The following is a 25,071-nucleotide window of genomic DNA, read 5'->3' as shown; positions in this document are numbered from 1 at the left end:
TGGCGCAGCGCACAGGCGGCTGCGACGGCGTGACGGGATTCTAGCGCGAAGGTTGCGCGCGGCGCGGACGTGTCCTTGCCCGCACGCAGCAGGGGCTCGAGCGATTCCCGCTCAAATCAGCGCAGCGGCGCGAGCACGGCCTCGACGCCGCGTCCAATGGCGAGCAGCGCGTCATCGTTGTCAGGCGCGCCTGCGAGCATCAGCCCGACCGGCGCTGCGCCGTAGTGGTGGCACGGCAGCGAGAGCGCGCAGGCATCGAGGAAGTTGAACGCGCTCGGGTTACGCAGCACGAGCGCGTTGGTGCGCGCGAAGACATCGTCGTCGGCGGCAAGCGGGGCGACGGGCGGCGGCGCGATGGGGACGGTCGGCGCGATCACGGCGTCGAAGCGCGACCAGAGCGTGGCCTGGGCCTCGGCCATGACCGCTGCGCGCGCGGCGATCAGGTCCAGATAGTCGGCGGCCGTAGCGTGCTCGCCCTTCAGGATGCGCACCAGCACGCGCGGGTCGTACTGGTCCCGATGCTTCGCAATCAGCTCGCGATGCCACGCATACGCTTCCATCGGCGAGAAGCCGATGCGGTTGATCCCGGCGAGGCGCTCGAAGGCGGCGAAGCGGACTTCGCTCACGATCGCGCCGGCCGCATCCAGATGCTTGAGCGCCGTATCGATCGTCTCCGCGACTTCGGCGTCCACGTCGTCGGTCACGTAGTTGGTGAGCACGCCGAGGCGCACGCCTTCGAGGTGGCGCGCGGCCGGCACGTGCGGCGCGAGCCCGGCGAGCACGCGGTCCGTGAGCGCGCAGCACGCCACCGTGTTGCCGATCGGGCCAAACGAGTCGAGCGTGGGGGAGAGCGGCACGCCGCCCGTTTTCGGAATCCGCCCGGTGGTGGGCTTGAAGCCCGTGAGGCCGCAGAACGCGGCGGGGATGCGGATCGAGCCGCCGGTGTCGGTGCCGAGCGCGACGGCGGCCATGCCGTCCGCGACCGAGGCCGCGGCGCCCGAGGACGAGCCGCCCGCCACGCGCGCATCGCCTGCCACGCCGCGGCGCCAGGGCGAGAGCGGCGTGCCGTAGTGCGGATTCAGGCCGAGCCCCGAGAACGCGAATTCGCTCATGTTGGTGCGGCCGACCAGCACCGCGCCCGCATGGCGCAGCCGCGCGACGGCGGTGGCGTCCTCTTTGGCGGGCGCCGCGTTCGCGAGCGCCGTGGAGCCCGCGCGCGTGACTTCGCCCGCCACGTCGAACAGATCTTTCACCGAGACGGGGATGCCCGCGAGCGGCGAAAGCACCGTGCCGGACGCGCGCAGGCGGTCGTGCGCGTCGGCGGCGGCGCGCACGCGCTCGGCATCGACGTGCGTGAAGACGGTCGCGCCCTGGCCGGCCGGGTCGGCGATGCGCTCGAGCGCGGCTTCGGCGAGCGCGCGGCTCGTCGTGCGGCCCGCGGCGAGGTCGGCAGCGAGCTGGGCGAGGGGAGGGAACGGGGTAAAAGCGGGCGTGAAAGCGGTGGTCATGGCGGCGGAAGACTCGGTCGATGCGCGGCGGCGCGCTGCGCGAAGTTCAGCGGAGCAGGCGGTCAGGCCGCCGGCGAAGGGCGCCGAGGGCGGGCCGCGCCTGCAAGGGTCGCATCATTGTAGGTCGGCTTTTTTCCTTGCGTGCGATTTGGCTCACGCCGCGCATCGGGTAACATGCACAAAATCGATAGCTATTTGTAAGGAAAGACCTTCATGCACCACGGAATCGGCTTCATTCAGGATCTGGCAGTCGTGATGGCGCTGGCAGGCGTCGTCACCGTGCTGTTTCATCGCCTGAAGCAGCCGGTCGTGCTCGGCTATATCGCGGCGGGCGTGATCATCGGGCCGTACACGCCGCCGTTCCAGCTGATCCACGACGAGCAGACCATCCAGACGCTCGGCGAACTCGGCGTGGTGTTCCTGATGTTCTCGCTCGGCCTCGAATTCAGCCTGCGCAAGCTGTTCCAGGTGGGCGCGACCGCCATCGTCGCGGCGCTCTCGGAAATCGTGCTGATGCTGTGGCTCGGCTACGAGATCGGCCGCGCGTTCGGCTGGGCCACGATGGATGCGCTGTTCCTCGGCGCGATTCTCGCCATCTCTTCGACCACGATCATCGTCAAGGCGCTCTCCGATCTCGGCGTGAAGCGCGAGCCGTTCGCGCAGCTCGTGTTCGGCATCCTGATCGTCGAGGACATTCTCGGCATTGCGATGCTCGTGCTGCTCGGCGGCATCGCGCAGACGGGCGAGCTCTCGCCGGGCATTGCGCTCATCACGCTCGGCAAGCTGCTGCTCTTCATGCTGGTCTCGCTGCTCGCGGGCATCCTGATCGTGCCGCGCGTGCTCGGCTATATCGCGCGCGTGGGCAACGACGAAATGCTGCTCGTCTCGGTGCTGGGCTTTTGCTTCGGCTTTTGCCTGCTCGTCGTGAAGCTCGATTATTCGATCGCGCTCGGTGCGTTCCTGATCGGCGCAGTCATGGCCGAGTCGCGCCATCTGCATCGCATCGAGCATCTCGTCGCGCCGCTGCGCGACGCGTTCTCCGCTATCTTCTTCGTGACGATCGGGCTCATGCTCAACCCGCTCGTGCTGGTCGATTACGCCTGGCCGATCGCCGTGATCTCGCTTGCCGTGGTGCTCGGCAAGCTCGTGTCGTGCGGCCTCGGCACCTTTCTCGCGGGCCACGACGGACGCACCGCCATGCGCGTGGGTATGACCGTCTCGCAGATCGGCGAGTTCTCGTTCATCATCGCCTCGCTCGGTCTCACGCTGAAGGTGACGAGCGGGTTTCTCTATCCGATCGCCGTGACCGTCTCGGCCATCACGACGCTCACCACGCCTTACCTGATCCGCATCGCCGATCCGCTCTCGCAGCGCCTCGCGCGCGCCATGCCGCCTGCCGTCTCGAACGTATTCGGCATGTACAGCCAGTGGCTGCGCTGCCTCGTGCCGCGCTCGGACGGGCCCACGATCTTTTCGCTCACGAAGCGTATCGTCGTGCAGATTGCCGTGAATCTCGCGCTCGTCTCGGCGATCTTCATCGGCGTTTCGTACGGTGCGCGTTACGCGGCGCCGTTGCTTGCGCACTGGATCGGCGACGAGCGCATTCAGCGCGTCGTGCTCTGGAGCGCCGCGCTCGTGCTCGCGATGCCGTTCCTCGTGGCGGTGTGGCGCAAGACGCAGTCGCTCGCGCTGTTGCTCGCCGAAGTGAGCGTGCAGCCGGAGAAGGCCGGGCGCTTTACGCGCGCGATCCGTCATGTGATTGCGGAACTGGTGCCCGTGGTCTCGATGTTCGGCGTGTTCCTGCTCGTGGCGGCGCTCTCGGGCACGATCCTGCCGCCCACGGGCTTCCTCGTCGGCGTGCTGGTGTGCGCGGCGGCGCTCACCATGCTGTTGTGGCGCTGGTGCGTGAAGATCCACGCGTCGATGCAGATTGCGTTGCGCGAGACCTTCGACGAGCGGCCGGATGCCTGATCCAGGCGAGTTCGAGGTGCCGCTGGTGTGACGGGATGTGAGCAATTGTGTGCGGGGGTGGCGGCGGCGTGCCGTGCGACGGATAATCGAAGCCTGTTCATTCGTTCGCGCGCCGCGCGCCTGACCCCACGTCATGAGCGATAACAAATCAGACCACCCCGAGGTCCCTGACGGCGCAAGCCGTCCTGCCGATGCCGGTCCTGCCGGCGCTCCCGCGCCCTCGTCCTCTCCTCCTGCTGGTTCTCCCTCTGCATCGCCTTCCGCTTCGCCCGCCGGGGAAGCCGCGCAACGCGCTTCGACCGATGCGCCCGAAAGCGCTTCGACCGTCACGCCTGGCGCTGGAGGGGCGGCAGCGGCTTCCGCGCCTGGCGAGTTGCCGAAGCAGGCACCGGCGGCCACGACGCCGAGTATTCCGATCAGCGAAACCGCCGAGGCCGGCAAGTCCGCGCCCGCGCCGGCCCCGCATACCGAACCGGCGAGCACGGGCGAGGCGGCAGCCTCTGCTGCGCCGCAACGTCCTGGTGCTGCGCCGGCCGGCTTCGGCCAGGCGCCCGACTTCACTGCACATCACCCGCCGCCGCCCGGCGCCATTCCGCCGGAACCGCCGCGCTATCTGCGCGCGAGCGATTCGGCCTGGGCGGTGTTCGGCCGCATCGTCGTGGCGCGGGCGCGGCAAATGTTCGACCGCGCCGGTCAGCGCATCACGCAGCGCACGTTGCGCATCGGCGTCTCGGCGCGGATCTTCCACCCGGAGCCGGGCGCACTAGGGCTGCGCGGCAAGACGCTGCAATACCTGGAGGAATCGATCGCACATTGGGTGATGTCTCGAGACGTCATCGTGTTCATGATCCCGACGGTTGGGCATCAGGGGATGCTGCACCCGAGCAATATCCGCTTGCGCGATTACGCGAAGCATCTCGACGGCCTGCTGCTCCAGGGTGGCGCCGACGTCTCGCCGCAGACGTATGCGGAAGTGTCGCCGCGCCCCGAGTGGCCGGGCGACCGCGTGCGCGACATGTATGAACTCGAACTGCTGCATGAGTTCGTCGAATCGGGCAAGCCGGTGCTGGGCGTGTGCCGCGGCTGCCAACTCATCAACGTGGCGTTTGGCGGCACGCTTTTTCAGGACATCGCGACCGAAGTGCCGACGGCCGGCGTGCACGTGAGCGAGCATTACGACCAGCATCGCCACGCGGTCACGTTCCCGCAGGGCTCGACGTTCGCGACCATGTTCCCTGGGCGGCGCGAGGCGATCGTCAACTCGATTCACCATCAGGCCGTGAAGAACCTCGGACGCGACCTGACCGTCGAGGCCGTTTCGGCGGGCGACGGGCTCATCGAGGCGGTACGTTACCGGCGCTCGCCGTTCGTCGTGGGCGTGCAGTGGCACCCCGAGTTCCATCGTGCGGGCGGCCCCGAACTGCTCGACTGCACGCCGCTGCTCGACACCTTCTTGCGATCCGCGCGCGAAACCCGCTTCTGATTGCAAACCACGGGGCGATCACTGCGAATCGCAGCAACCCCCTCCTGGCCGCGTGCAACCTGTGCGCGGCTTTTTTATTTCCGTCTCCTTCCCCGGCGTCCTGCATAAGACCCGTCCTAATCTTTCGATTCCACTGCTTATCCAGATTTAAACGTCGTTTTTGAGATTTCCCGGCAGCGATAATGAAGGGTTACTGAGAATCCTGAATGGAATAGACGGGTATGAAGCACTCAATCACGTTGCGGCGTCTGATGCTCAGCGCCGGAGCACTCGTGCTGCTGCAGCAGGGCGCGACGGCATGGGCCGGCATGCCGGTCGACGCTGCAGACCCGGCCGCCATGTCTAACACGGCTGGAGAGCGAGTGCCGCCGGCGGGCAACATGGGCAGCGCGGACGAGCAGGCCAGCGTCGGCGCCGCGCAAGGCGACGTTGCCACGCTCATGCAACTGATTCACGATGCCCAACTCGTCGAACTGCGGACGACCTATAACGCGAGCTTTGGCGCGAGTCTCTTCTTCTATCCACCGGAGATGACGTACTACGTCGTGCTGTTTCAGGACAAGCACTTCTGGCGCGTGATCCGTTCGCAGGACGAAGCACGTTCCGAGGCGATCTATGCAGACTTCGTGCGGCAAACCGAGCAGCTTTCGCAGGTAGAGATACGCCGGACGGAGCTGGAGGCGCAAAAGACCTTCATCGAACGCGTGATCGCGATCTCCGAAGAGCGCGCTCGCCGCCTGCAGGCCGATCTCGCCATCGCTCGTATGCAGCAGGAGCGAGTCGACGACTACCAGCGCCACGCGCGGGGCGACACGGCGGCGCTCAACGCGCAGAAGGCCCAGGCACAGGCGCAATTGCGTGAGCTGCAGAGGCAGGTGGACGCACTGCAGCGCGCAACGGAGTCAGGCCTGCCCGGGGCGGGGCGCTGAGAACGGCAGGCGCTTTTCCCCGCGTGCTACAAAAGAGCCCGGCAGTTGCCGGGCTTTTTTATCGTGCAACGGCGGCTGGGTCCGCGAGTGACTTTGTGAATCGGTCCGGCACCTCGGTGATGCGGCGTTGCGAAACATGATTGACCCATTCCGTACCGTTGACCGGCACGGCCGGCGAATTCGAGGCGCGTGCAGGGACGTACGTTTTCGCATAGGCAAGGATGGACGCGTATTCGTCGGCGGGATTCGCACCGGTGGGCCGGGGCGAATAGCCTTGCGCTTGCGGATAGGCGCCATGCGGGCGATGTGACGTCACCGGACGCGCTTCGCGATTTGGCGCAAACGTGCTGACGTCGCGACGCGGGTTCGCGCCGCGTTCTGCAACACGCTGACTGCCGTTGCGCTCGACCGCACGCTCGTTGCTGGGCGCTTCGCGCTGGACCAGTCTCGCGGCCGATGCGTGCTGTGAGCGCGCATCGGCCAGACGCTGCGAGGTGTCTTGAAGCGTGCTCGCATTTGGGCGCAGGGTCGCGTTGCCGCTTGCGCTTGCTGAATCGTGCGGTGCATGACTCGCGACGATCCATGCGAGCAGTGCGGCGCCGCCAATCGCGACCGCGCCGCCAGCGAGCTTGCGCTGTTCGAACGGCGATGTGTGCTTTGGCGTGCGGTTCGGCGATGCATCAGGCGTGCTCCGCGCGTGTGCGGGGTGCCCGGCGGTTGCGGCAACAGGCGCTGCAACGGGCCTCGGAGGCTGCGAAGCGGGACGGTGATCGTCGCCCCAGCCGACCGCGGCACGAAACGCTTCGGCGCTCAGACACACCGTGTGCATGATGGCGGCATAGAGCGCGCGCAGTTCGGCGCGCAGGCTGAAATGCGGAGGCGTTAGCGCCCATTCCCGGCCAAACGACGCGGGCAAATGGGCAAGCGGGCGAATATGCGGCAACGCGAGCGCACCTTCGACCTGAACGAACTGAAATGTTGACATCGATCTCTCGCAACCCCGGTCTGGCGACGGCGCCGCGTGGCAATGTCATCGGCGGCGCGTGTCGATGGGGCGCCTGCGGCGCATGCAATTAAAGGGATGCCGCCGATCATGACCGTCACCATTTCGCCGTTCCATCGGAAATGGCTTAAAAGCCTGGGTTGTTTGCGCTGAGGCTGGCGGACTTCACTGGCCGCCGAGCCGGTACACGTAACGCAGTGCTGTGATGTCGATGCCGCCCATGCGGTCGGGCTCCGAGCCCGAATAGGTCCAGCCCTGGCGCTCGTAGAACGCAATCGCGGGCGTGTTGCCGTCGAGCACGTACAGATACAGCTGCGTCTCGCCCTGGGCGCGCGCCCAGTCCTGCGCCGCGCGCATGAGCCGCTTGCCGACGCCTGTCCCCTGGTGCGCCGGAAGCGCATGAAGATTGTCTAGCAGCACGCCCCAGGGGGAGCCCGGCTGGCGTTCGACACAGACGAAGCCGACGGCCGCACCCGATGCAAGCTCGGCGATCAGAACGAGCCGCCGTTCGCCGCCTGGCGCTTCCATGCGCGCGCGCCAGTAAGCCGCGCGCTCGGCGTCGACTTCGCGTTCGAGAAACGCAGCGGGCAGCAGCGCGCGATACGTGGCCTGCCAGCTTGCGGCATGCATGGCGGCGAGCAAGGGAGCATCGGCGACGGTGGCCGGGCGCAGCGTGAGGGCTGGGATGTCGGTCATGCGGATGGCGGACGTGTGGGCGTCTGGATCAGGGCGCGCGTCGGGGGCCGCGCGCCAAGCCCTGCTGCAGGATATTTTGCCCCAATCGAGGACGCTCGCGGCGGGCTCGCCCGCAATGAAAGAATAATGAATTTATATCGTAATAAATATGGAAGAATTGGCCTTTGTTGGTGCTTTTTGCTAGCCTCTTTTAAGGAAATGCCCGAATATCTGGGTCCCGGCGCGTACCGCACAATAAAATGCCTGCGCGCGCGACCCTCGCTTTACCGCGAGTGATTGTTTTTCACTGTCCCGCGAGCCGCTCAGGCTTCCCGGACAGTCTCTTCAGAGAGTGTCATGTCTACCGCGTCCCACGCATCCCCAAGCGAATCTAAATTCCGGACCGTTTTCCGCGTCGTCAGCGGCAACTTCCTGGAAATGTACGATTTCATGGTCTACGGCTACTACGCTTCGGCGATCGCCCGGACCTACTTCCCGAGTGACAATGCGTTCGCTTCGCTGATGCTCACGCTGTCCGTGTTCGGCGCGGGCTTCCTCGTGCGTCCGCTCGGCGCCATCATCCTCGGCGCGTACATCGACCATCACGGCCGCCGCAAGGGCCTCATGCTTACGCTCGGCCTGATGGCGTTCGGTACGCTCGCGGTCGCCGTCGTGCCGGGTTACGCGACCATCGGCATACTCGCGCCGGCGCTCGTGCTGCTGGGGCGCCTGCTGCAGGGTTTCTCTGCGGGCGTGGAACTGGGCGGCGTCTCGGTCTATCTCTCCGAAATCGCGACCAAGGGCAACAAAGGCTTCTACGTCTCGTGGCAGTCGGGCAGCCAGCAGGTCGCCGTGGTGTTTGCCGCGCTGCTGGGCGTGCTGCTGCATCGCCTGCTGCCCGTCGAGCAGATGACGAATTGGGGCTGGCGCGTGCCGTTCCTCATCGGCTGCCTGATCGTGCCGTTCCTCTTCATCATTCGCCGCTCGCTCCAGGAAACGGAGGAGTTCGCGAAGAGGAAGCATCGTCCGTCGATGGGCGAAATCATGGCGTCGATGGTGCAGAACTGGGGCGTCGTGATCGCCGGCATGGGCATGGTCATCATGACCACCGTGTCGTTCTACCTCATCACCGCCTACACGCCGACCTTCGGCAAGGAAGTGCTCAGGTTGAACGAGATCGACACGCTGATCGTGACGGTCTGCATCGGCTTGTCGAACCTCTTCTGGCTGCCGGTTTCCGGCGCGGTTTCGGACCGTGTGGGCCGCCGCCCGATGCTGATCACCTTCTCCGTGCTCACGATCCTCACCGCCTATCCCACGGTGCAGTGGCTCGTGGCGGAACCGTCGTTCGGCCGCCTGCTCACGGTCGAGTTGTGGCTGTCGTTCCTCTACGCCTGCTACAACGGCGCGATGGTCGTGGCGCTCACCGAAGTCATGCCCGCCGATGTGCGCACGGCCGGCTTCTCGCTTGCCTACAGCCTCGCGACGACGATTGGCGGTTTCACGCCGGCGATCTCGACCTACCTCATCCACGTGAGCGGCAACAAGGCGGCGCCGGGGGCTTGGATGGGCGTCGCGGGCGTGTGCGGCCTCATCGCGACGCTCGTGCTCTATCGCACGCCGGAAGCGCGCAATCAGTACAAGGCTGCCTGATCGGCGAATTGACCGATTGAGCCGGCACTCTCGCGGCGAAAGCAATGAAAAACGGGGCGCTCAGGCGCCCCGTTTTTCATTGTGCCGCTTACGCGTCGCGCAAATCGCTCGCGACCGTTTCCACGACTTCCGCCCATGCATGTGGGCGCGGCTGCCGGACGAGCCGCGCGTGCGGGTACCAGGGGCTTTCGTCAGTGCCCGCAAACCAGCGCCAGTCCGCGGCGAACGGCAGCATGACCCAGAGTTTCGCGCGCAGCGCGCCCGCGAGGTGGGCGATCGAGGTATCGATCGACACGACGCCGTCCAGACGTTCGATCACGGCCGCGGTATCCGCGAAATCCTGCAGCTTGCCGCCGAGCCGGTGGATCGAGCGCGCCCGTGGATGCGCGTCGAGCGCCGCGTGTTCCGCGGCGCTGAGTTCGGGTTGCAGGACGATCCAGTCGATACCATCGAGCGCGAAGAGCGGTTCGAGCGCGGCGAGCGCAATCGCGCGATTCTCGTGCTTCTGGATGCGTCCGGACCACGCGAGGCCGATCTTGCGCCGCGCCTGGCCGCCCAGCGAGCCGCGCCACTTGCGCCCGTAGGCCGCGCTGGCGTTGAGGTAGGGCGTGCGCGCGGGCAGTGTGTCGATGCTCGTGCCGAGCGCGAGCGGCAGCGAGAGGAGCGGGCAGTGCAGGTCGGCGGCGGGCCGGGGCGCGCCCTGCTCGACGAGCGTGACGCGCCACGCTTCGGCCGCGGGCGCGATGAGCGGCACGAGTGCGCGCTGCACTTCGAGCACGACGCGCGCTCCGGTTTTCTGTGCCGTTGCGACGACTTGCGGCACGAACCGCACGAATTGAAGTGTGTCGCCGAAACCCTGTTCGGCCTCGATCAGCAGCGTGCGGCCGTTCAGGGGCTCGCCGTGCCAGCGTGGCAGCGCGCTTTGTGTCGTGCGCGGCGCAATCGACGCAATCGGTGCGTTCACCTGCGGGGGCAGGGCGTAGCCTGCGCCGCGCGGTGCGTTGGCGTGTGCCTCGTCGCGTGCGGCCGGATCGAGCCGCCATTCGTACTCGGGCAGTCCGCGCCGGAAGTCGCCGAGCGTGAGCCACGTGAGCGCGCGATTCAAATGCGCGGCGGCCAGATCGGGCCGCACGCGCAGCGCTTCGTCGAAGGCGCGCAGCGCGGCCGCATGCCGGCCGAGCGCGTGATGCGCCACGCCGAGCGCGAGCCAGGCGAGGGCAAATTTCGGATCGAAGCCGATCGCACGCTCGTAGGGCCCGATGGCTGCGTCGTGGCGGCCGAGCGCGACAAGCGCATTGCCGAGCCCGAACAGGGCCGGCGCGAAATGCGGCTGCAGCGAAAGCGCCGTTTCGAAGGCAGCCACGGCTTCGCCGTGATGGCCGGTCGCGTCGAGCGTATTCGCAAGATTGAAATGCGCGGCGACGAAGCGCGGCTGCACGCGCAGCGCCTTCTGGAATTGTTCGACCGCGCTCGCGCTGTCGCCAAGCGCGTTGAGCGACATGCCGAGGTTGTTGTGCGCCCCGGCGTGGCCCGGGCGGATCTTGAGCGCGCGGCGAAACGAGTCGGCGGCTTCGGTATGGCGGCCGAGCGCGTGCAGCGCGTTGCCGAGATTGTTGTGCGACGAGGCGTCGCCGGGCTGCAGGCGCACGGCCTGGCCGAACGCGTACATCGCGTCCTCGTGACGGCCGATCACCGCATAGGCGTTGCCGAGGTTGTAATGCGCGAGGGCAAAGGCAGGCGCGAGCGTGAGCGCGTTGCGAAAGCGCTCGATCGCGCCTTCCAGTTCGCCGAGCGCCTTGAGTGCGTTGCCGAGGTTCAGCTGGAGCGCGGCGTCGTCAGGGCGCAAAGCGACCGCGCGACGCACGAGGTCCGCGGCTTCGGCGTGCTGGCCTCGCTGATGCCGTAGCACGCCGAGCAGATGCAGCGCATCGACGTGCACGGGATCGGCGGCGAGCGTCGCGCGGTAGTCGCGCTCGGCGTCGTCCAGCCGGCCGTCGCGATGTGCGGCGTACGCGCGGACAAAAAGCTGTTCCATGACTGAAGAAGCAAAACGTTCGGGACACAAAGGCGGCATTTTCCCACACTCGCGGACCCGTTCCCGAAGTTGGCCGAATGTTGATCGAAAGTTGACTGGCATCCGTTGTTGAACTAACATTTGAACACCTGTTCATATGTATCGTGTGTATTCATGACCCCAGTTTCCGATGACGAGCGCGTCGTTCCGCTCGCCGACCTCTTCCGCCTGCTCGGCGACGCCACGCGCCTGCGCATCGTGCTCGCCTGTGTTCAGGACCGGATCGCCGTGGGGGCGATTGCCGACACGCTCGGTTTGTCGCCGTCGCTGGTGAGTCACCATCTACGGCTTTTGCGCGCCGCGCGCGTCGTGCGTGCTGAGCGCGAGGGCAAGCAGGTGTTCTACGCGGCTGCGGACGCGCATATCAGCGCGATGATCGCCGGCATGCTGGAACACGTGGCCGAGCCCTCGGCGCAATGGCAGGAGGGCGCATGAGCGCAGCGGATCACGAACACGCGCATGACGCCGACGGCGCCAGGAAGCACGAGGGCGAGCACGACCACGATCACGATCACGCCCACGGCCATGCCCACGACGCCCACGCACCACACGGGCACGGTCACGCGCACGGCCACCATCACCATCATCACGCGCCGGTCGCGGGGCACGGCCGCGCGTTCGCCATCGCCGTCGCGCTGAACGTCTTCATCGTCGTCGTGCAGACGGTGTATGGCGTGCTCGCGCATTCCACCGCGCTGCTCGCCGACGCCGGCCACAATCTCTCCGACGTGCTCGGCCTGCTGCTCGCCTGGGGCGCCGCGTGGCTCGCAACACGCCGTCCGTCGGCGCGTTTCACGTTCGGGTTCGGCAGCTCGTCGATCCTCGCCTCGCTCGCCAACGCCGCGCTGCTCCTGCTCGCGTGCGGCGCGATCCTCGCGCAAGCGCTTGGCCGCCTGTTCCATCCCGCGCCGGTCGCGGGCTTCGACGTGTTCGTCGTGGCGACCATCGGCATGGTGGTCAACGGTTTTTCGGCGTGGCTGTTCATGCGCGGGCAAAAGGACGACCTGAACATTCGCGGCGCCTTCCTGCACATGGCCGCCGACGCCGCCGTTTCCGCCGCCGTGGCCGTGAGCGGTCTGTTGATTCTTGCGAGCGGCTGGAGCTGGATCGATCCGCTCATGTCGATCGCGGTCGTGCTCGTGATCGTGTACGGCACCTGGGGGCTGTTGCGCGAGTCGGTGCGGCTTGCCCTTGCGGCCGTGCCCGAGAACGTCGACATCGTGCGCGTGCGCGGCTTCCTCGCGCAGCAGGAGGGCGTGGTCGACGTGCATGACCTTCACGTCTGGGCGCTTTCGACCACGGGCTGCGCGCTGAGCGCGCACCTCGTGATGCCGGCGGGGCACCCCGGCGACGCCGCGCTCGATCATATGGTCGAATCGCTCCAGGTCCGTTTCGGCATGCGGCACGTGACGTTGCAGGTGGATCTCGGCACGAGCGAGCACCGCTGCGCGCTGGAGATGCCGGACGGCGCGCACAGGCGCACGCAGGCGCACGGGCATCCGCACGCACACTGAAGCGCGGCAAGTTGCGCAGCGACTTCCCGCTCGATTCAGAGCGCATTTGATGCGCTGCCGCGCGACCGGTCCCGGCGCGGGCGATACACTACGTATCGTGTCGAGTGCATGGAGGTCTGCATGGCCGTGGCTTCTTCTCTCGCGCCCGTGCTCATCGTGGGCGCGGGACCCACCGGGCTCGCCGCCGCGATGAGTCTTGCGCGCGCGCATATCCCCGTGCGGCTGATCGATCGCGCGCCGCAGCCCGGACGCCACTCGCGGGCGATCGGCATTCAGGCGCGCACGCTCGAACTGTTCGAGCAGCATCGGATCGTCGAGCCGTTTCTCGAACTCGGCCACCGCGCGCATATCGCGAATCTCTATTCGAACGGCCAGCGCCGCGCGCGGCTCGACTTCGATCCGCTCTTCACGCGCTATCCCTATCTGCTCTTCATTGAACAGACGGTTACCGAACGCATCCTCGGCGGGCATCTCGCGACGCTCGGCGTGGAGATCGAGCGCGGCTGCGAACTGCTGGAGTACACCCAGGGCTCGGCCGGCGCGAGCGCGGAAGTGCGCCGCCCCGACGGGCGCGTCGAGTCGCTGCGCTGCGCTTACGTGATTGCCGCCGACGGCGCGCATAGCACCGTGCGCCATCGCCTCGACATGAAGTTCGACGGCGAGACGATGGCGCAATCGTTCCTGCTCGCCGACCTGAGCGCGAGCACGCCCTGGTCCGACGACGAGTTCCACATCTTCGCATCGGGCGACGGTCTCGCCGCGCTCTTTCCGTTCGGCCACGGCCGTTACCGCCTGATCGCCGATCACAAAGCCATGCTGCCCGCCGCGCCCGAAGGCACGATCCCCGTGCCCACGCTGGAAGAATGCCGCGACATCATCCTGCAGCGCGTGCACCATCCGGTGTCCGTCTCGGACATGAGCTGGGCTTCGTACTTCAGCGTGAACAGCCGCATGGTGCGGCAGCTGCGCGTCGACCGCACCTTCTTTGCCGGCGACGCCGCACACGTGCACAGCCCCGCAGGCGCGCAGGGCTTGAACACGGGCATTCAGGAAGCCTTCAATCTGGGCTGGAAGATCGCCCGCGTGCACGCGCGCGGCGCGCCCGAGCGCCTGCTCGACACCTATCACGCGGAGCGTTATCCGATCGAACGGCTCGTGCTGCAGCAGACGAGCTTCATGACGCAACTGGTGGAAGCCGATCACGGCCCGCTCAAGCTGCTGCGCGAGCGCGTGATGCCGGCGCTCGTCGCGCTCGGGCCGCTGCGCGACGCGGCGCGCCAGGCGGTGAGCGAGCTGTCGATCCAGTATCGCCGCAGCCCGCTCACGCTCGAGCGCGTGCTGGACGGCGGCCCCCGCGCGGGCGAGCGCGCCCCGGACGCCTTCGTGCGCGTGGTGGACGGTCCGCTAGGCAAGGCGCCGGGCAAGGGGCGCATCTTCGATCTGCACGATCCGGCGTGTTTTTCGCTGTTCCTGCTGGTGGAGGGCGACGCCGACGCCGCAGCGGCGAAAAACGGCGCAGAAGTGAGCGCCGCGCTCAAGCGATTTGCCGAAGCCGTCGAGCGGCTGTTTCCGCAGGCGCTGCGGATCTGGTGGATCGCCGAACTCGCCAACGGCGAGACGCCGCTGGCGGGCGAGGGCGCGGCCTCGCTAAGCGAAGCGTACGGGCGCACGCGGCCCGCGTATTATCTGGTGCGGCCAGACGGCTATATCGGCGCGCGGGGGCGTCCCGCGTCGGACCTCAATGCGCTGCTGCGCCACTGTGAGACGTGGTACGCAGCTGCGGGCTTTGGACAGGCGCCGCCGGTCTGAACCGCGCGGCGCCGTGCGCCTCATGTGACGGGACGGCTCGCGCGGCTCAAGCCGCCGCGGGCACCAGCGCCTCGCGATACTTCGTGAGCGAGGCGAGCACGATCTCCGTGAAGCCCGCCTGCTCGCCTTCGCCATCGAGCGCGGCGAGCAGTGTGCGGCGCATGCGCGGCTCCCAGAACTTGCGGATGTGCTCCGCGATGCCCGTGAGCGCTTCCTCGCGATCGGGCAGCGAGTCGAAGAACATGCCTATCTGGTTCGCCATTTCGATCAAGTGATCAGCTTTCATCGCCTTATTTCCCTGAGGTTGTAAGCGGTTCGCGCTGGCTCAGCAGCTCGAGCTGGGTCGTATTGAAGCGCGAGTATTCGCGCTGCCACTCCGAGGGCTGCTGCACGTGGCTGACCTGCACGGCCGTCACCTTGTACTCGGGGCAGTTCGTGGCCCAGTCCGAGGCATCCGTGGTGATGACGTTCGCGCCCGACTCGGGGAAGTGGAACGTCGTATAGACCACGCCCGGCTGCATGCGCGTGCTGACTTGCGCGCGCAGCACCGTATGGCCCGCTCGCGATTCGATGCCCACCCAGTCGCCGTCGCGGATGCCGCGGTCTTCGGCGTCCACCGGATGGATCTCGAGGCGGTCCTCCTCGTGCCAGCGCGAATTCTCGGTGCGGCGGGTCTGCGCGCCCACGTTGTACTGCGAGAGGATACGGCCCGTCGTGAGCAGGAGCGGGAAGCGGCGCGTGACCTTCTCCGGCGAGGCGATGAACTTCGTGATGACGAACTTGCCCTTGCCGCGCACGAATTCGTCGATGTGCATGATCGGGGTGCCTTCGGGCGCTTCTTCGTTGCACGGCCACTGGATGCTGCCCATCTCGTCGATCTTCTTGTACGAGACGCCGTGGAACGTGGGCGTGAGGCGCGCGATCTCGTCCATGATCTGCGACGGATGCGTGTAGTCCATCTCGTAGCCGAGCGCACGCGAGAGCAGGATCGTCGCTTCCCAGTCCGAGTAGCCGGCAATCGGCGGCATGACCTTGCGCACGCGCGAGATGCGGCGCTCGGCGTTGGTGAACGTGCCGTCCTTTTCGAGGAACGACGAGCCCGGCAGCAGCACGTGCGCGTACTTCGCCGTTTCGTTCAGGAAGATGTCCTGCACGACGATGCATTCCATCGACGAAAGCGCCGCCGCCACGTGCTGCGTGTTCGGGTCGGACTGAACGATGTCCTCGCCCTGGCAGTAGAGGCCCATGAAGGTGCCGTCGAGCGCCGCTTCGAACATGTTCGGAATGCGCAGGCCCGGCTCGCTTTGCAGCGCGACGTTCCAGGCCGCCTCGAACTCGCCGCGCACGATCGAATCGCCCACGTGGCGATAGCCCGGCAGCTCGTGCGGGAACGAACCCATGTCGCACGAACCCTGCACGTTGTTCTGGCCGCGCAGCGGATTCACGCCCACGCCTTCGCGGCCGATGTTGCCCGTGGCCATCGCGAGGTTGGCGATGCCCATCACCATCGTCGAGCCTTGCGCGTGTTCCGTGACGCCGAGGCCGTAGTAGATCGCCGAATTGCCTTGCTGCGCATAGAGGCGCGCGGCGGCGCGCACCTGCTCGGCGGGCACGCCGGTCACTTCGGCCATCGCTTCGGGCGAGTTTTCCGGCAGCGAGACGAAATCGCGCCATTGCTCGAACGCGCGCGTTTCGCAGCGCTCGGCCACGAACGCTTCATTCACGAGCCCTTCGGTGACGATCACGTGCGCAATCGAGTTGATCATCGCGACGTTGGTGCCCGGGCGCAGCTGCAGGTGATGCTCGGCCTTCACGTGCGCGGTGTCGACGATGTCGATGCGGCGCGGATCGACGACGATCAGCTTCGCGCCCTGACGCACGCGGCGCTTCAGACGCGAGCCGAAGACGGGGTGGCCGTCGGTGGGGTTCGCGCCGACCACCATGATCACGTCCGAGTGATCGACGGAAGCGAAGGTCTGCGTGCCCGCCGATTCGCCGAGCGTCGTCTTGAGACCGTAGCCCGTGGGCGAGTGGCACACGCGCGCGCAGGTATCGACGTTGTTGTTGCCGAACGCGGCGCGCACGAGCTTCTGCACGAGGTAGGTTTCCTCGTTCGTGCAGCGCGACGACGTGATGCCGCCGATCGAATCGCGCCCGTGCTTCGCCTGAATGCGGCGGAACTCGCTCGCGGCGTAGTTGATCGCTTCGTCCCAGCTCACTTCGCGCCACGGATCGGTGATCTTCGCGCGGATCATCGGCTTCTTGATGCGGTCCTTGTGCGTCGCGTAGCCCCACGCGAAGCGGCCCTTCACGCAGGCATGGCCTTCGTTCGCCTGGCCGTTCTTGTGCGGCACCATGCGCACGACTTCGTTGCCCTTCATCTCGGCCTTGAACGAGCAGCCCACGCCGCAATAGGCGCAGGTCGTCACGACCGAGTGCTCGGCCTGGCCCAGCATCACGACGGTCTTTTCCTGCAGCGTGGCGGTCGGGCACGCGGCCACACAGGCGCCGCACGACACGCACTCCGAGTCCATGAACGATTCGCTCGCACCCGCAGCCACGCGCGATTCGAAGCCGCGGCCGGCGATGGTCAGCGCGAACGTGCCTTGCGTCTCTTCACACGCGCGTACGCAACGATTGCAGACGATGCACTTCGACGGGTCGTACGTAAAGTACGGATTCGATTCGTCCTTCTTGTCTTTCAGGTGATTCGCGCCGTCAAAGCCGTAGCGCACTTCGCGCAGGCCCGTCACACCGGCCATGTCCTGCAGCTCGCAGTCGCCGTTGGCGGGGCAGGTGAGGCAGTCGAGCGGGTGATCGGAGATATACAGCTCCATCACGTTGCGGCGCAGCTTCTGCAGCTGGTTGCTTTGCGTGCGCACCTTCATGCCCGCTTCGACGGGCGTCGTGCACGAAGCGGGATAGCCGCGGCGGCCTTCGATTTCCACGAGACACAGACGGCACGAACCGAACGGTTCGAGCGAGTCGGTGGCGCAGAGTTTGGGCACGTTGATGCCGGCCTCGACGGAGGCGCGCATCACCGACGTGCCGGCCGGCACCGTGACGGACTGGCCGTCGATTTCGAGCGTGACGTCCACGTCGGCGTGGACCAGCGGCGTGCCGAAATCGGTATCGTCGAAGGGCGAGCGTTGCTTCTTTGCCTGGGACTTGCAGGCGCAGTTGCCGGAACCGCAACCACCGGCTTGGGACATGAGCGTGTCGGACATGGTGGTTCCTCGTTCAGGCGGCCGCCGGTTGTTGGGCGACGGGTTCGAGACCGAAATCTTCTGGGAAATGGTTGAGCGCGGAGATCACGGGGTAGGGCGTCATGCCGCCCATCGCGCACAGCGAGCCGGATACCATCGTGTCGCACAGGTCGCGCAGCAGCGTGACCTGTTTCTCCGACGTGTCGCCCTTGCGGATCTTCGCGATCACCTCGACGCCGCGCGTCGAGCCGATGCGGCACGGCGTGCACTTGCCGCACGATTCGAGCGTGCAGAACTCCATGGCGTACTGGGCGAGTTCGGCGAGATTCGACGTGTCGTCGTGCACGACGAGGCCGCCGTGACCCACGACCGCGCCAACCGCCGCATACGCTTCGTAGTCCATGGGAATGTCCCACTGGCTTTCCGGCAGATAGGTGCCGAGAGGGCCGCCCACCTGCACGGCGCGTGCCGGACGGCCGCTGGCGGTGCCGCCGCCGTAGTCGACCATCAGCTCGCGCAACGTCACGCCGAACGCAAGCTCCACGAGCCCACCGCGCGCGATGTTGCCCGCGAGCTGGAACGGCAGGGTGCCGCGCGAGCGGCCCATGCCGAAATCCTTGTAGAACGCCGCGCCCTTGGCAAAGATGATCGGCACCGTGGCGAGCGTGATGACGTTGTTGATGACCGTGGGCTTGCCGTAGAGGCCGGCGAGCGCGGGCAGCGGCGGCTTGGCGCGCACGATGCCGCGCTTGCCTTCGAGCGACTCGAGCAGCGCCGTTTCCTCGCCGCACACGTAAGCGCCCGCGCCCTTGGCCACGAACAGCTCGAAGCGCTTGCCGCTGCCGAGCACGTCATCGCCGAGCCAGCCCGCCGCGCGTGCGCGCTGGATGGCTTCCTCGAGCGCAGCGATCGAATGCGGATACTCGCTGCGCACATAGATATGGCCAACGGTCGCGCCCACTGCGATGCCCGCGATCGTCATGCCCTCGATCAGCACGTACGGATCGCTTTCCATGACGAGGCGGTCGGAGAACGTGCCCGAATCGCCTTCGTCGGCATTGCAGACGATGTACTTCTGGTCGGCTTGCGCATTCGCAACCGTGCGCCACTTGATGCCGGCCGGGAACGCCGCGCCGCCGCGGCCACGCAGGCCGGACTCGACCAGTGCTTCGCAGATATCGGCGCCCGTCATCTTCAACGCATTGCGCAGTCCTTCGAGGCCGCCGTGGGCGGCGTAGTCGTCGGTGGAAAGCGGGTCGGTGATGCCGATGCGTGCGAACGTGAGGCGCTGCTGCTTGCGCAGATACGGAATCTGATCGACGAGGCCGACGCTGCGTGCGTGCTGGCCGCCTTGCAGGAAACCGGCGTCGAAGAGTGCGCCCACTTCATCGGGTTCGACGTTCGCATAGCCGACGCGGCCATCGGGCGTTTGAACTTCGACGAGCGGTTCGAGATAGAGCAGGCCGCGCGAGCCGTTGCGCACGAGTTCGATGCTCGCGCCACGTGCGGCGGCTTCGCGTTCGATGGCCTCGGCGATGGCATCCGCGCCGAGCGCGAGGGCCGAGGAGTCACGGGGAACGTAGATGCGTGTCATGCGGCCTCCTCGGTGCGGACGGTCGCGAGCGCGGCAGCGTAGAGCTTGTCGAACTTCTGCGGGGTCACTTTTGCGTGCAACGTGCCGTTAATCATCATGGTGGGCGAGAGCGCGCATTGGCCGAGGCAATAGACGGACTCCAGCGCGACCGGACCTTCCTGCGCGTGCGCGTGTTCGGCGTCGTGGCCATGCTGTCCGAACCGGCAGCCGGTATGGGCCTCGACGTGCTGCGCAAGCGCCTCGCTGCCCATGCTGCGGCAGGCCTCGGCGCGGCACAGCTGGACCGTGACCGGCGCGGGCGGCGCAGTGCGGAAATGGTGATAGTAGGAGATCACGCCGTGGACCTCGGCGCGCGAAAGATTCAGCGCCTTCGAGAGCGGCACGACCGTGGCCGGCGGAACGAAGCCGACTTCGTCCTGGATCGCATGCAGGATCGCAAGCAGCGTGCGGCCTGGTTGCGCGTGACGCAGGACGAGATCGTCCGGCGCGCTAGCAGTTGTCTCTTCCATCATGGGGCTTCTCCTGGGCATATATGCACTTGTTATTCATAAACTGTGCATCTATGCTGCGGTTGTCTTGTTGTCTGACCGAACAATAGGCCCGTGGAAAGGCAGACGCAATAGGAAGGAAAATTTCATAATGATCAAGGTCGAGTGCCATGCGCAGCTAGTCGTGCGCGACGCGGACGGCCGCGAGGCAAGCCTGACGGACGTTGTGCCGTTGCTTGCGCTCGTCGCCGAGGAAGGAAGCATTGCGCAGGCCGCGCAGCGTAAGGGTTTGTCCTATCGCCATGCGTGGGGCGTTTTGCGTGAAGTGGAGGAGCGCCTGGGGGGCGCGTTGATCGCGAAAGCGCGTGGCCGTGGGTCCGTGCTCTCCGAATTGGGCGAGGCTGTGCTGCGCTCGCAGCGCCTGTGCGGGGAGCGGCTGCAGGGTAACCTCGAGGCGCTGGCAAGTGAAGTGGCGAGCGACCTGAACCGCTGGCTCGCGCCCGATGCGCAGGATCTGCGCATCCATGCTTCGCACGGCTACGCGGTGGCGGCGCTTGTGACGGCGCTCGTCGCCGACCAGGTGCCCGTGGAGATCAAGTACCGCGACAGCGTCGATGCGATCACGGCGCTCGCGCGCGGTGAATGCGATCTGGCGGGTTTTCATCTGCCGCGCGGCGATTTTCGGGCCGCCTGTGCCAACGCCTACCGCAGCTGGCTCGACCCACACCGGCACGTGCTCATCCATCTCACACAGCGCAAGCAGGGACTCTTTGTCGGTCGCGGCAACCCGAAGCAGGTCACGGGTCTTGCCGACCTCGCGCGCGGCGATATCCGCTTCGTGAACCGGCAGCCGGGCTCGGGCACGCGCATGCTGATCGATCTGCTGCTCACGCGCATTGGCGTCGATCCCGAGCGCGTGAACGGTTACGCGTCGTCGGAGCTCACGCATTCGGCGATCGCCGCATTCGTGGCGAGCGGAATGGCCGACGTGGGTTTCGGCGTGGAGCCAGCCGCGCACCATTTCGGGCTCGATTTCATCGAAATCGCCGACGAAGACTACTATTTTGCGTGTGATCGCGGTCATCTCGGGCACGAGCCACTGGCGACCGTACTGGGTTTGCTGCGCGGCGCGGGGTTCCGTGCGTCCGTTGCGCAACTGGAGGGATACGATCCGGCGGCGTGTGGCGACGTGGTGGAACTCGAAGCCGCGTGGGGCGGGCCGCGTGAGGGCGAGGCGCGGGCGTTGTAATAGAAGGCAACGGATTGGCCAGACTATGCTGCAGACTGAGGCGCTTTTTGTGATACTTTCAGTTTGTATTCGCTCTCACGTTTCAGATGCGCGCTCGTCGCGCCGATCGACCATGAAATTTGTCCTCAAAGTTGGTGCTGCTGCCGCTACGGCGGCAGCGTTGTTGGCTACATTCAACGTTGCCTTTGCGCAGAACTCGCCGGGCGTGCCTGGTGGCATTCTGAGCGATCAGTTCAAGTTCAACGAGCATCCGCAAATGCAGTTCGCCGCTTCGGCGCCGTCGGCCAAGTATCAGCATGGCAAGCCGACTGCCGCACGCAAGCGTGGCGATCTGGGCGATCAGAACGGCTGTAATCTGCAGTGCCCGCAGGACAATTGATGATCTAGAGGCGCGTGCGAAAGTTGCGCCGCCTGTGGAATAAGGAAAAAACTCGCGAGACCCGAATGGGCTGTCGCGAGTTTTTTTGTGTGCGCTTTGGCGGATTGGCCGGCGTGACGACTGTGGCAAAAGCAAAAAGCCCCGACAGCCTTGCGGCGCCGGGGCTCGAGTCCGTCCGTCGTGGACGACCGGAAATATCTGGTGGAGCCGGCGGGAATCGAACCCGCGTCCAGAAGCAGTCCATAAGCAGTTCTACATGCGTAGTTCTGTCATTTGATTTAACCGGAGCGACGCGGACGAACACGCTGCGCTACGGCGATTCACTAAATTTTCGACCTTGGCGTCGTGACGCCACCAAGGCTTAACTGACGTAAATGACCTCTGGCGGTATTGCTACCGGTCTTGCGACGCTAGCCCGTCAGTGAGCCAGGCAGAGGACGGCGGCCGTTAGGCTGCCAGTGCGAACGTTTCGTCGTTTGCAGTTACGTTTTTCCCATTGATTAACGAGGTGACGGGTCCTCGGCATGCCCTGATTACTTCATAACCCCTGTCGAAACCAGGTCGGCCCCAGAGGAAGGAACAATTATCCCATAGTTCGGCATATGAGGCGAACCGCGCCCGGTTCAAGGGCGCGCGGGGCTGTTCGCGATCAAAAGCCGCTTTTACGTCGCCTCAGACGGCTTGCCGATGCGCTGAAGCAGGGCGAACAGCGTCGCCGTGGTCTCGGCGACATATTGCGCGTTCCACTGCGAGGGCGGTACGTCGTTGCCGCAGTAGCCGTAGGCGGCGGCGATCGTCGCCATGCCCGCCGCGGCGCCCGCCTGCACGTCGCGCAGATCGTCGCCGACATAGACCACGCGCTGCGGCGCAATGCCGAGCGCCTCGGCCGCGTGCAGCAATGGCGCCGGATGCGGCTTGGAATAAGGCGTCGTGTCGCCGCTGACCACGCAGCTCGCGCGCGTGTCCAGGTGCATCAGTTTCACGAGCGGCTCGGTGAGACGGGCGACCTTGTTGGTCACGATGCCCCAGCGCACGCCGCGGGCGTCGAGGTCGTCGAGCACTGCGTCGATGCCCGCGAAGAGCGCCGTCTCGATGCGCAGATTCGCCGCGTAGTTGGCGAGAAACTCCTCACGCATGGCGGCAAATTCGCGATCGTCGGGGCCAATCCCGAACGCGCCGCCAATCAGGCCGCGCGCGCCCGCCGAAGCGAGCGGACGCAGCTTCTCGAGCGGCGCGGGTGCGAGGCCGCGCGCGTGGCGCATCTGGTTGACGGCGGCGGCGAGGTCGGGGGCCGTGTCGGCGAGCGTGCCGTCGAAGTCGAACAGCACGGCGTCACAGGCGGCAAGCGCTGCGGCGCTGTCCGCGGCAAATTGGGCGTTCGTGGGTGAGTTCATGTCTGGAAGCGATGGCGCGGCGCGCCGATGTGCAGGAAATGCCGCCGGAGCAGGGGGAACCGGCGGCGCCGCTCGCGCAAACGCCGTCAGGCGCCGCGCCGGCAAGCGATCATGTAGTTGACGCTGGAATCGTTCGAAAGCGCGAAGTGCCGCGTGAGCGGGTTATACGTGATGCCCTTGATCTCGGCGACGTGCATGCCGGCGTCGCGTACGAACGCGGCAAGCTCCGAGGGGCGGATGAAGCGCGCGTAGTCATGCGTGCCCTTGGGCAGCATCTGCGCAATATATTCCGCGCCGATCACGGCGAGAAGATACGACTTTACGTTGCGATTGAGCGTCGAAAAGAACACCCAGCCGCCTGGCTTCACGAGCGTTGCGCAGGCCTTCACGACTTCGGCGGGCTGCGGCACGTGTTCGAGCATTTCCATGCAGGTCACGACGTCGAACGACGCCGGTTCGCGCTCGGCGATCGCTTCGGCCGCGATCAGCTCGTAGTCCACTGTCACGCCGCTCTCGAGGCTATGCAGGTCGGCCACGCCGAGCGCCTCGCGCGACAGGTCGATGCCTTTCACGGTTGCGCCAAGCCCCGCCATCGATTCGGAGAGAATGCCGCCGCCGCAGCCGATGTCGAGCACACGCTTGGACGGCAGATGCGCATGGCTGTCTATCCAGCTCAGGCGAATGGGGTTGAGTTCGTGCAGCGGCTTGAATTCGGCGTTCGGGTCCCACCAGCGATGAGCGAGATCGCTGAATTTCTGCAGCTCGTGGGGATCGGCATTCGTCATGTCGTGGCAGCCTGAAGCGCGGTGCGGGTCGGAAAGAATAGACCCCGAGTATACAGGCGGGTGCACAGGGCAGCAAAATGCCGCGCCATGCCGTCAAGCTTTCCAGAACGATGAAGCCGCGCGGAGACAGGCGAAATGAAAGAAGGATAAAGCGCGGGATAAAAAAAGCCCCGCCAAAGCGGGGCTTTTGAGACTTGCGGTCGAGAGCTCGCGATTACTGCTTTTGCGTGCCGACGACTTCGACTTCCACGCGACGGTCCGGTGCGAGGCAGGCGATGAGAGCCTTGCGGTTCTTCTGGTTGCAGCCCGTCGTAACCGGGTTGCGCTTGCCCTTGCCTTCCGTGTAGATACGCTCTGCCGGAACGCCCTTGCTGACCAGGTACGACTTGACGGCTTGCGCACGGCGCAGCGACAGACGGTCGTTGTAGGCAGCCGAGCCGATACGGTCGGTGTAGCCCGTCGCGACGACGACTTCGAGGTTCAGAGCCTGGATCTTGCTTGCCAGGTCGTCCAGCTTTTCCTTGCCAGCCGGCTTCAGGATAGCCTTGTCGAAGTCGAACAGGGCGTCAGCCTGGTACGTGATCTTCTGGCTGGTGATGGCCGGCGGCGGCGGAGCGACCGGCGGCTGCGGTGCCTGGGCGACCAGGGCGCCATCGCACTTGGCGTTGGCGGTGGCCGGCGTCCAGAATGCATCGCGCCAGCAAAGCTCGTTCGTGCCGTTCATCCACACGTATTCGCCGGTACCATTCACCCAGTTGTCATTGACGGCTTGTCGCGACGCCGGCACCGATTGTGCCTGAGCGGATGCAGCCACAACTGCGGTAGCTGCAATGAACGCGAGCTTTGAAAGTTTATTCATATTTCTCCTCTCGAATTTGAGATTACCGCAGGTTTACTGCGAGCCATATGACGAAGACAAGTCATACATTGCTCGAAGTATAACATTGGCAAGTTGTGGGGAACGCTTTGCGTTGTGTAGACTTCGAGCAGTGTCTAACTTTGTGCGTTGGCATTTTGCCATATCGTTCCCCTCCGACGATAAAAAAAATCCGTCCCTTTCACTGCGGCTAGTCGAACGTGGTACGCCCGCAACAAAAAAGTTCCCTTAATTTAACCTGGTATTGCGCCTGGGTAGCGGGAGTGTCACACATTGTCATCCAAATCGGTGGCGATGCATTTGATTCCGGTTCGCACTGCGGCGTTTGCGCCACGCTCAAGGCGCTTTTGAGCGCTTCGGCTTCACTCCTCTAATAGGTATACGCAGGCGGCGGGCGAGGGTGTCGTGCATGGTAGAATCGCGTGATGCGCTGCGTCCGCGGCGTCCATGCGACAGCTGGGCGTTCCGCGGTGACTGCGG

At 66.0% G+C, this 25,071-nt stretch carries 20 protein-coding genes and 1 other RNA gene; 9 read left to right on the top strand and 12 right to left on the bottom strand.

Annotation, left to right across the window (positions count from 1 at the left end; translation table 11 throughout):
- Positions 1-116: 116 nt before the first annotated feature.
- Entirely contained in the window at positions 117-1,508 is a 1,392-nt protein-coding gene (locus tag A3CW_RS0137990; protein WP_028208203.1) for an amidase, read from the bottom strand.
- A gap of 213 nt (positions 1,509-1,721) precedes the next feature.
- On the opposite strand from A3CW_RS0137990, the gene A3CW_RS0137985 reads away from it, so the two are divergent.
- From A3CW_RS0137985 to A3CW_RS0137975, 3 genes are all read left to right on the top strand, one after another.
- Complete coding sequence (locus A3CW_RS0137985) at positions 1,722-3,479, top strand: cation:proton antiporter (RefSeq protein ID WP_028208202.1); 1,758 nt, start codon at positions 1,722-1,724, stop codon at positions 3,477-3,479.
- Positions 3,480-3,612: 133 nt separating this feature from the next.
- Positions 3,613-4,962, top strand: a complete 1,350-nt coding sequence (locus A3CW_RS0137980) for a gamma-glutamyl-gamma-aminobutyrate hydrolase family protein (RefSeq protein ID WP_028208201.1) — start codon at positions 3,613-3,615, stop codon at positions 4,960-4,962.
- A gap of 221 nt (positions 4,963-5,183) precedes the next feature.
- Entirely contained in the window at positions 5,184-5,891 is a 708-nt protein-coding gene (locus A3CW_RS0137975) for a DUF2968 domain-containing protein (RefSeq protein WP_028208200.1), read from the top strand.
- A 58-nt stretch (positions 5,892-5,949) separates the two neighbouring features.
- Here A3CW_RS0137975 and A3CW_RS50455 read toward each other — a convergent pair whose 3' ends face one another.
- The gene (locus A3CW_RS50455) at positions 5,950-6,876 is read right to left on the bottom strand and encodes a hypothetical protein (protein WP_028208199.1); all 927 of its coding nucleotides are present in this window, start codon (positions 6,874-6,876) and stop codon (positions 5,950-5,952) included.
- A 183-nt stretch (positions 6,877-7,059) separates the two neighbouring features.
- Positions 7,060-7,590, bottom strand: coding sequence for a GNAT family N-acetyltransferase (locus A3CW_RS0137965; RefSeq protein ID WP_028208198.1), 531 nt, complete (start codon positions 7,588-7,590; stop codon positions 7,060-7,062).
- Between the two features lie 336 nt (positions 7,591-7,926).
- Here A3CW_RS0137965 and tcuC point away from each other — a divergent pair, with 336 nt between their 5' ends.
- Complete coding sequence (tcuC, locus tag A3CW_RS0137960; protein WP_028208197.1) at positions 7,927-9,222, top strand: MFS transporter; 1,296 nt, start codon at positions 7,927-7,929, stop codon at positions 9,220-9,222.
- An 88-nt stretch (positions 9,223-9,310) separates the two neighbouring features.
- On the opposite strand, the gene A3CW_RS0137955 is transcribed toward tcuC, so the two are convergent.
- Positions 9,311-11,257 (bottom strand): tetratricopeptide repeat protein, encoded by a 1,947-nt coding sequence (locus A3CW_RS0137955; protein WP_028208196.1) that lies wholly within the window; start codon positions 11,255-11,257, stop codon positions 9,311-9,313.
- A 153-nt stretch (positions 11,258-11,410) separates the two neighbouring features.
- Here A3CW_RS0137955 and A3CW_RS0137950 point away from each other — a divergent pair, with 153 nt between their 5' ends.
- The 3 genes from A3CW_RS0137950 to A3CW_RS0137940 all read left to right on the top strand — a co-directional run bounded on the left by A3CW_RS0137950 (position 11,411) and on the right by A3CW_RS0137940 (position 14,619).
- The gene (locus A3CW_RS0137950) at positions 11,411-11,731 is read left to right on the top strand and encodes an ArsR/SmtB family transcription factor (protein WP_028208195.1); all 321 of its coding nucleotides are present in this window, start codon (positions 11,411-11,413) and stop codon (positions 11,729-11,731) included.
- Positions 11,713-12,810, top strand: a complete 1,098-nt coding sequence (locus A3CW_RS48935) for a cation diffusion facilitator family transporter (protein WP_081772002.1) — start codon at positions 11,713-11,715, stop codon at positions 12,808-12,810. The genes A3CW_RS0137950 and A3CW_RS48935 overlap by 19 nt, the downstream gene beginning before the upstream one ends.
- Positions 12,811-12,930: 120 nt before the next feature.
- A complete protein-coding gene (locus A3CW_RS0137940; protein ID WP_028208194.1) occupies positions 12,931-14,619 on the top strand; it encodes an FAD-dependent monooxygenase in 1,689 nt (562 codons plus the stop codon).
- A 46-nt stretch (positions 14,620-14,665) separates the two neighbouring features.
- On the opposite strand, the gene A3CW_RS0137935 is transcribed toward A3CW_RS0137940, so the two are convergent.
- The 4 genes from A3CW_RS0137935 to A3CW_RS0137920 are packed head-to-tail and all read right to left on the bottom strand — an operon-like array spanning position 14,666 to position 19,928.
- Entirely contained in the window at positions 14,666-14,905 is a 240-nt protein-coding gene (locus A3CW_RS0137935; RefSeq protein ID WP_028208193.1) for a formate dehydrogenase subunit delta, read from the bottom strand.
- A gap of 4 nt (positions 14,906-14,909) precedes the next feature.
- Positions 14,910-17,846 carry a formate dehydrogenase subunit alpha gene (gene fdhF / locus A3CW_RS0137930; RefSeq protein ID WP_028208192.1) on the bottom strand — a complete coding sequence of 979 codons (2,937 nt, stop codon included), beginning with the start codon at positions 17,844-17,846 and terminating at the stop codon, positions 14,910-14,912.
- A gap of 13 nt (positions 17,847-17,859) precedes the next feature.
- Positions 17,860-19,419, bottom strand: a complete 1,560-nt coding sequence (locus tag A3CW_RS0137925; RefSeq protein WP_028208191.1) for a formate dehydrogenase beta subunit — start codon at positions 19,417-19,419, stop codon at positions 17,860-17,862.
- The gene (locus A3CW_RS0137920) at positions 19,416-19,928 is read right to left on the bottom strand and encodes an NAD(P)H-dependent oxidoreductase subunit E (RefSeq protein WP_028208190.1); all 513 of its coding nucleotides are present in this window, start codon (positions 19,926-19,928) and stop codon (positions 19,416-19,418) included. The genes A3CW_RS0137925 and A3CW_RS0137920 overlap by 4 nt, the downstream gene beginning before the upstream one ends.
- Positions 19,929-20,058: 130 nt before the next feature.
- On the opposite strand from A3CW_RS0137920, the gene A3CW_RS0137915 reads away from it, so the two are divergent.
- Both A3CW_RS0137915 and A3CW_RS0137910 read left to right on the top strand, forming a co-directional pair.
- Positions 20,059-21,156, top strand: a complete 1,098-nt coding sequence (locus A3CW_RS0137915) for a substrate-binding domain-containing protein (protein WP_028208189.1) — start codon at positions 20,059-20,061, stop codon at positions 21,154-21,156.
- 112 nt (positions 21,157-21,268) lie between these two features.
- Positions 21,269-21,535 carry a hypothetical protein gene (locus A3CW_RS0137910; protein WP_028208188.1) on the top strand — a complete coding sequence of 89 codons (267 nt, stop codon included), beginning with the start codon at positions 21,269-21,271 and terminating at the stop codon, positions 21,533-21,535.
- 199 nt (positions 21,536-21,734) lie between these two features.
- On the opposite strand, the gene ssrA is transcribed toward A3CW_RS0137910, so the two are convergent.
- The 4 genes from ssrA to ompA form a co-directional block, all read right to left on the bottom strand.
- Positions 21,735-22,104: a transfer-messenger RNA gene (gene ssrA, locus A3CW_RS50655) on the bottom strand.
- Positions 22,105-22,197: 93 nt separating this feature from the next.
- A complete protein-coding gene (locus A3CW_RS0137905; RefSeq protein WP_028208187.1) occupies positions 22,198-22,929 on the bottom strand; it encodes an HAD-IA family hydrolase in 732 nt (243 codons plus the stop codon).
- Between the two features lie 86 nt (positions 22,930-23,015).
- Complete coding sequence (gene ubiG / locus A3CW_RS0137900; protein ID WP_028208186.1) at positions 23,016-23,714, bottom strand: bifunctional 2-polyprenyl-6-hydroxyphenol methylase/3-demethylubiquinol 3-O-methyltransferase UbiG; 699 nt, start codon at positions 23,712-23,714, stop codon at positions 23,016-23,018.
- A gap of 214 nt (positions 23,715-23,928) precedes the next feature.
- Positions 23,929-24,573 (bottom strand): outer membrane protein OmpA, encoded by a 645-nt coding sequence (ompA, locus tag A3CW_RS0137895; RefSeq protein WP_028208185.1) that lies wholly within the window; start codon positions 24,571-24,573, stop codon positions 23,929-23,931.
- Between the last annotated feature and the right edge of the window lie 498 nt (positions 24,574-25,071).

The organism is Paraburkholderia nodosa DSM 21604 (genome assembly GCF_000519185.1).
GTDB lineage: Bacteria > Pseudomonadota > Gammaproteobacteria > Burkholderiales > Burkholderiaceae > Paraburkholderia > Paraburkholderia nodosa.
This window is presented reverse-complemented; position numbering and strand designations above follow the sequence as displayed.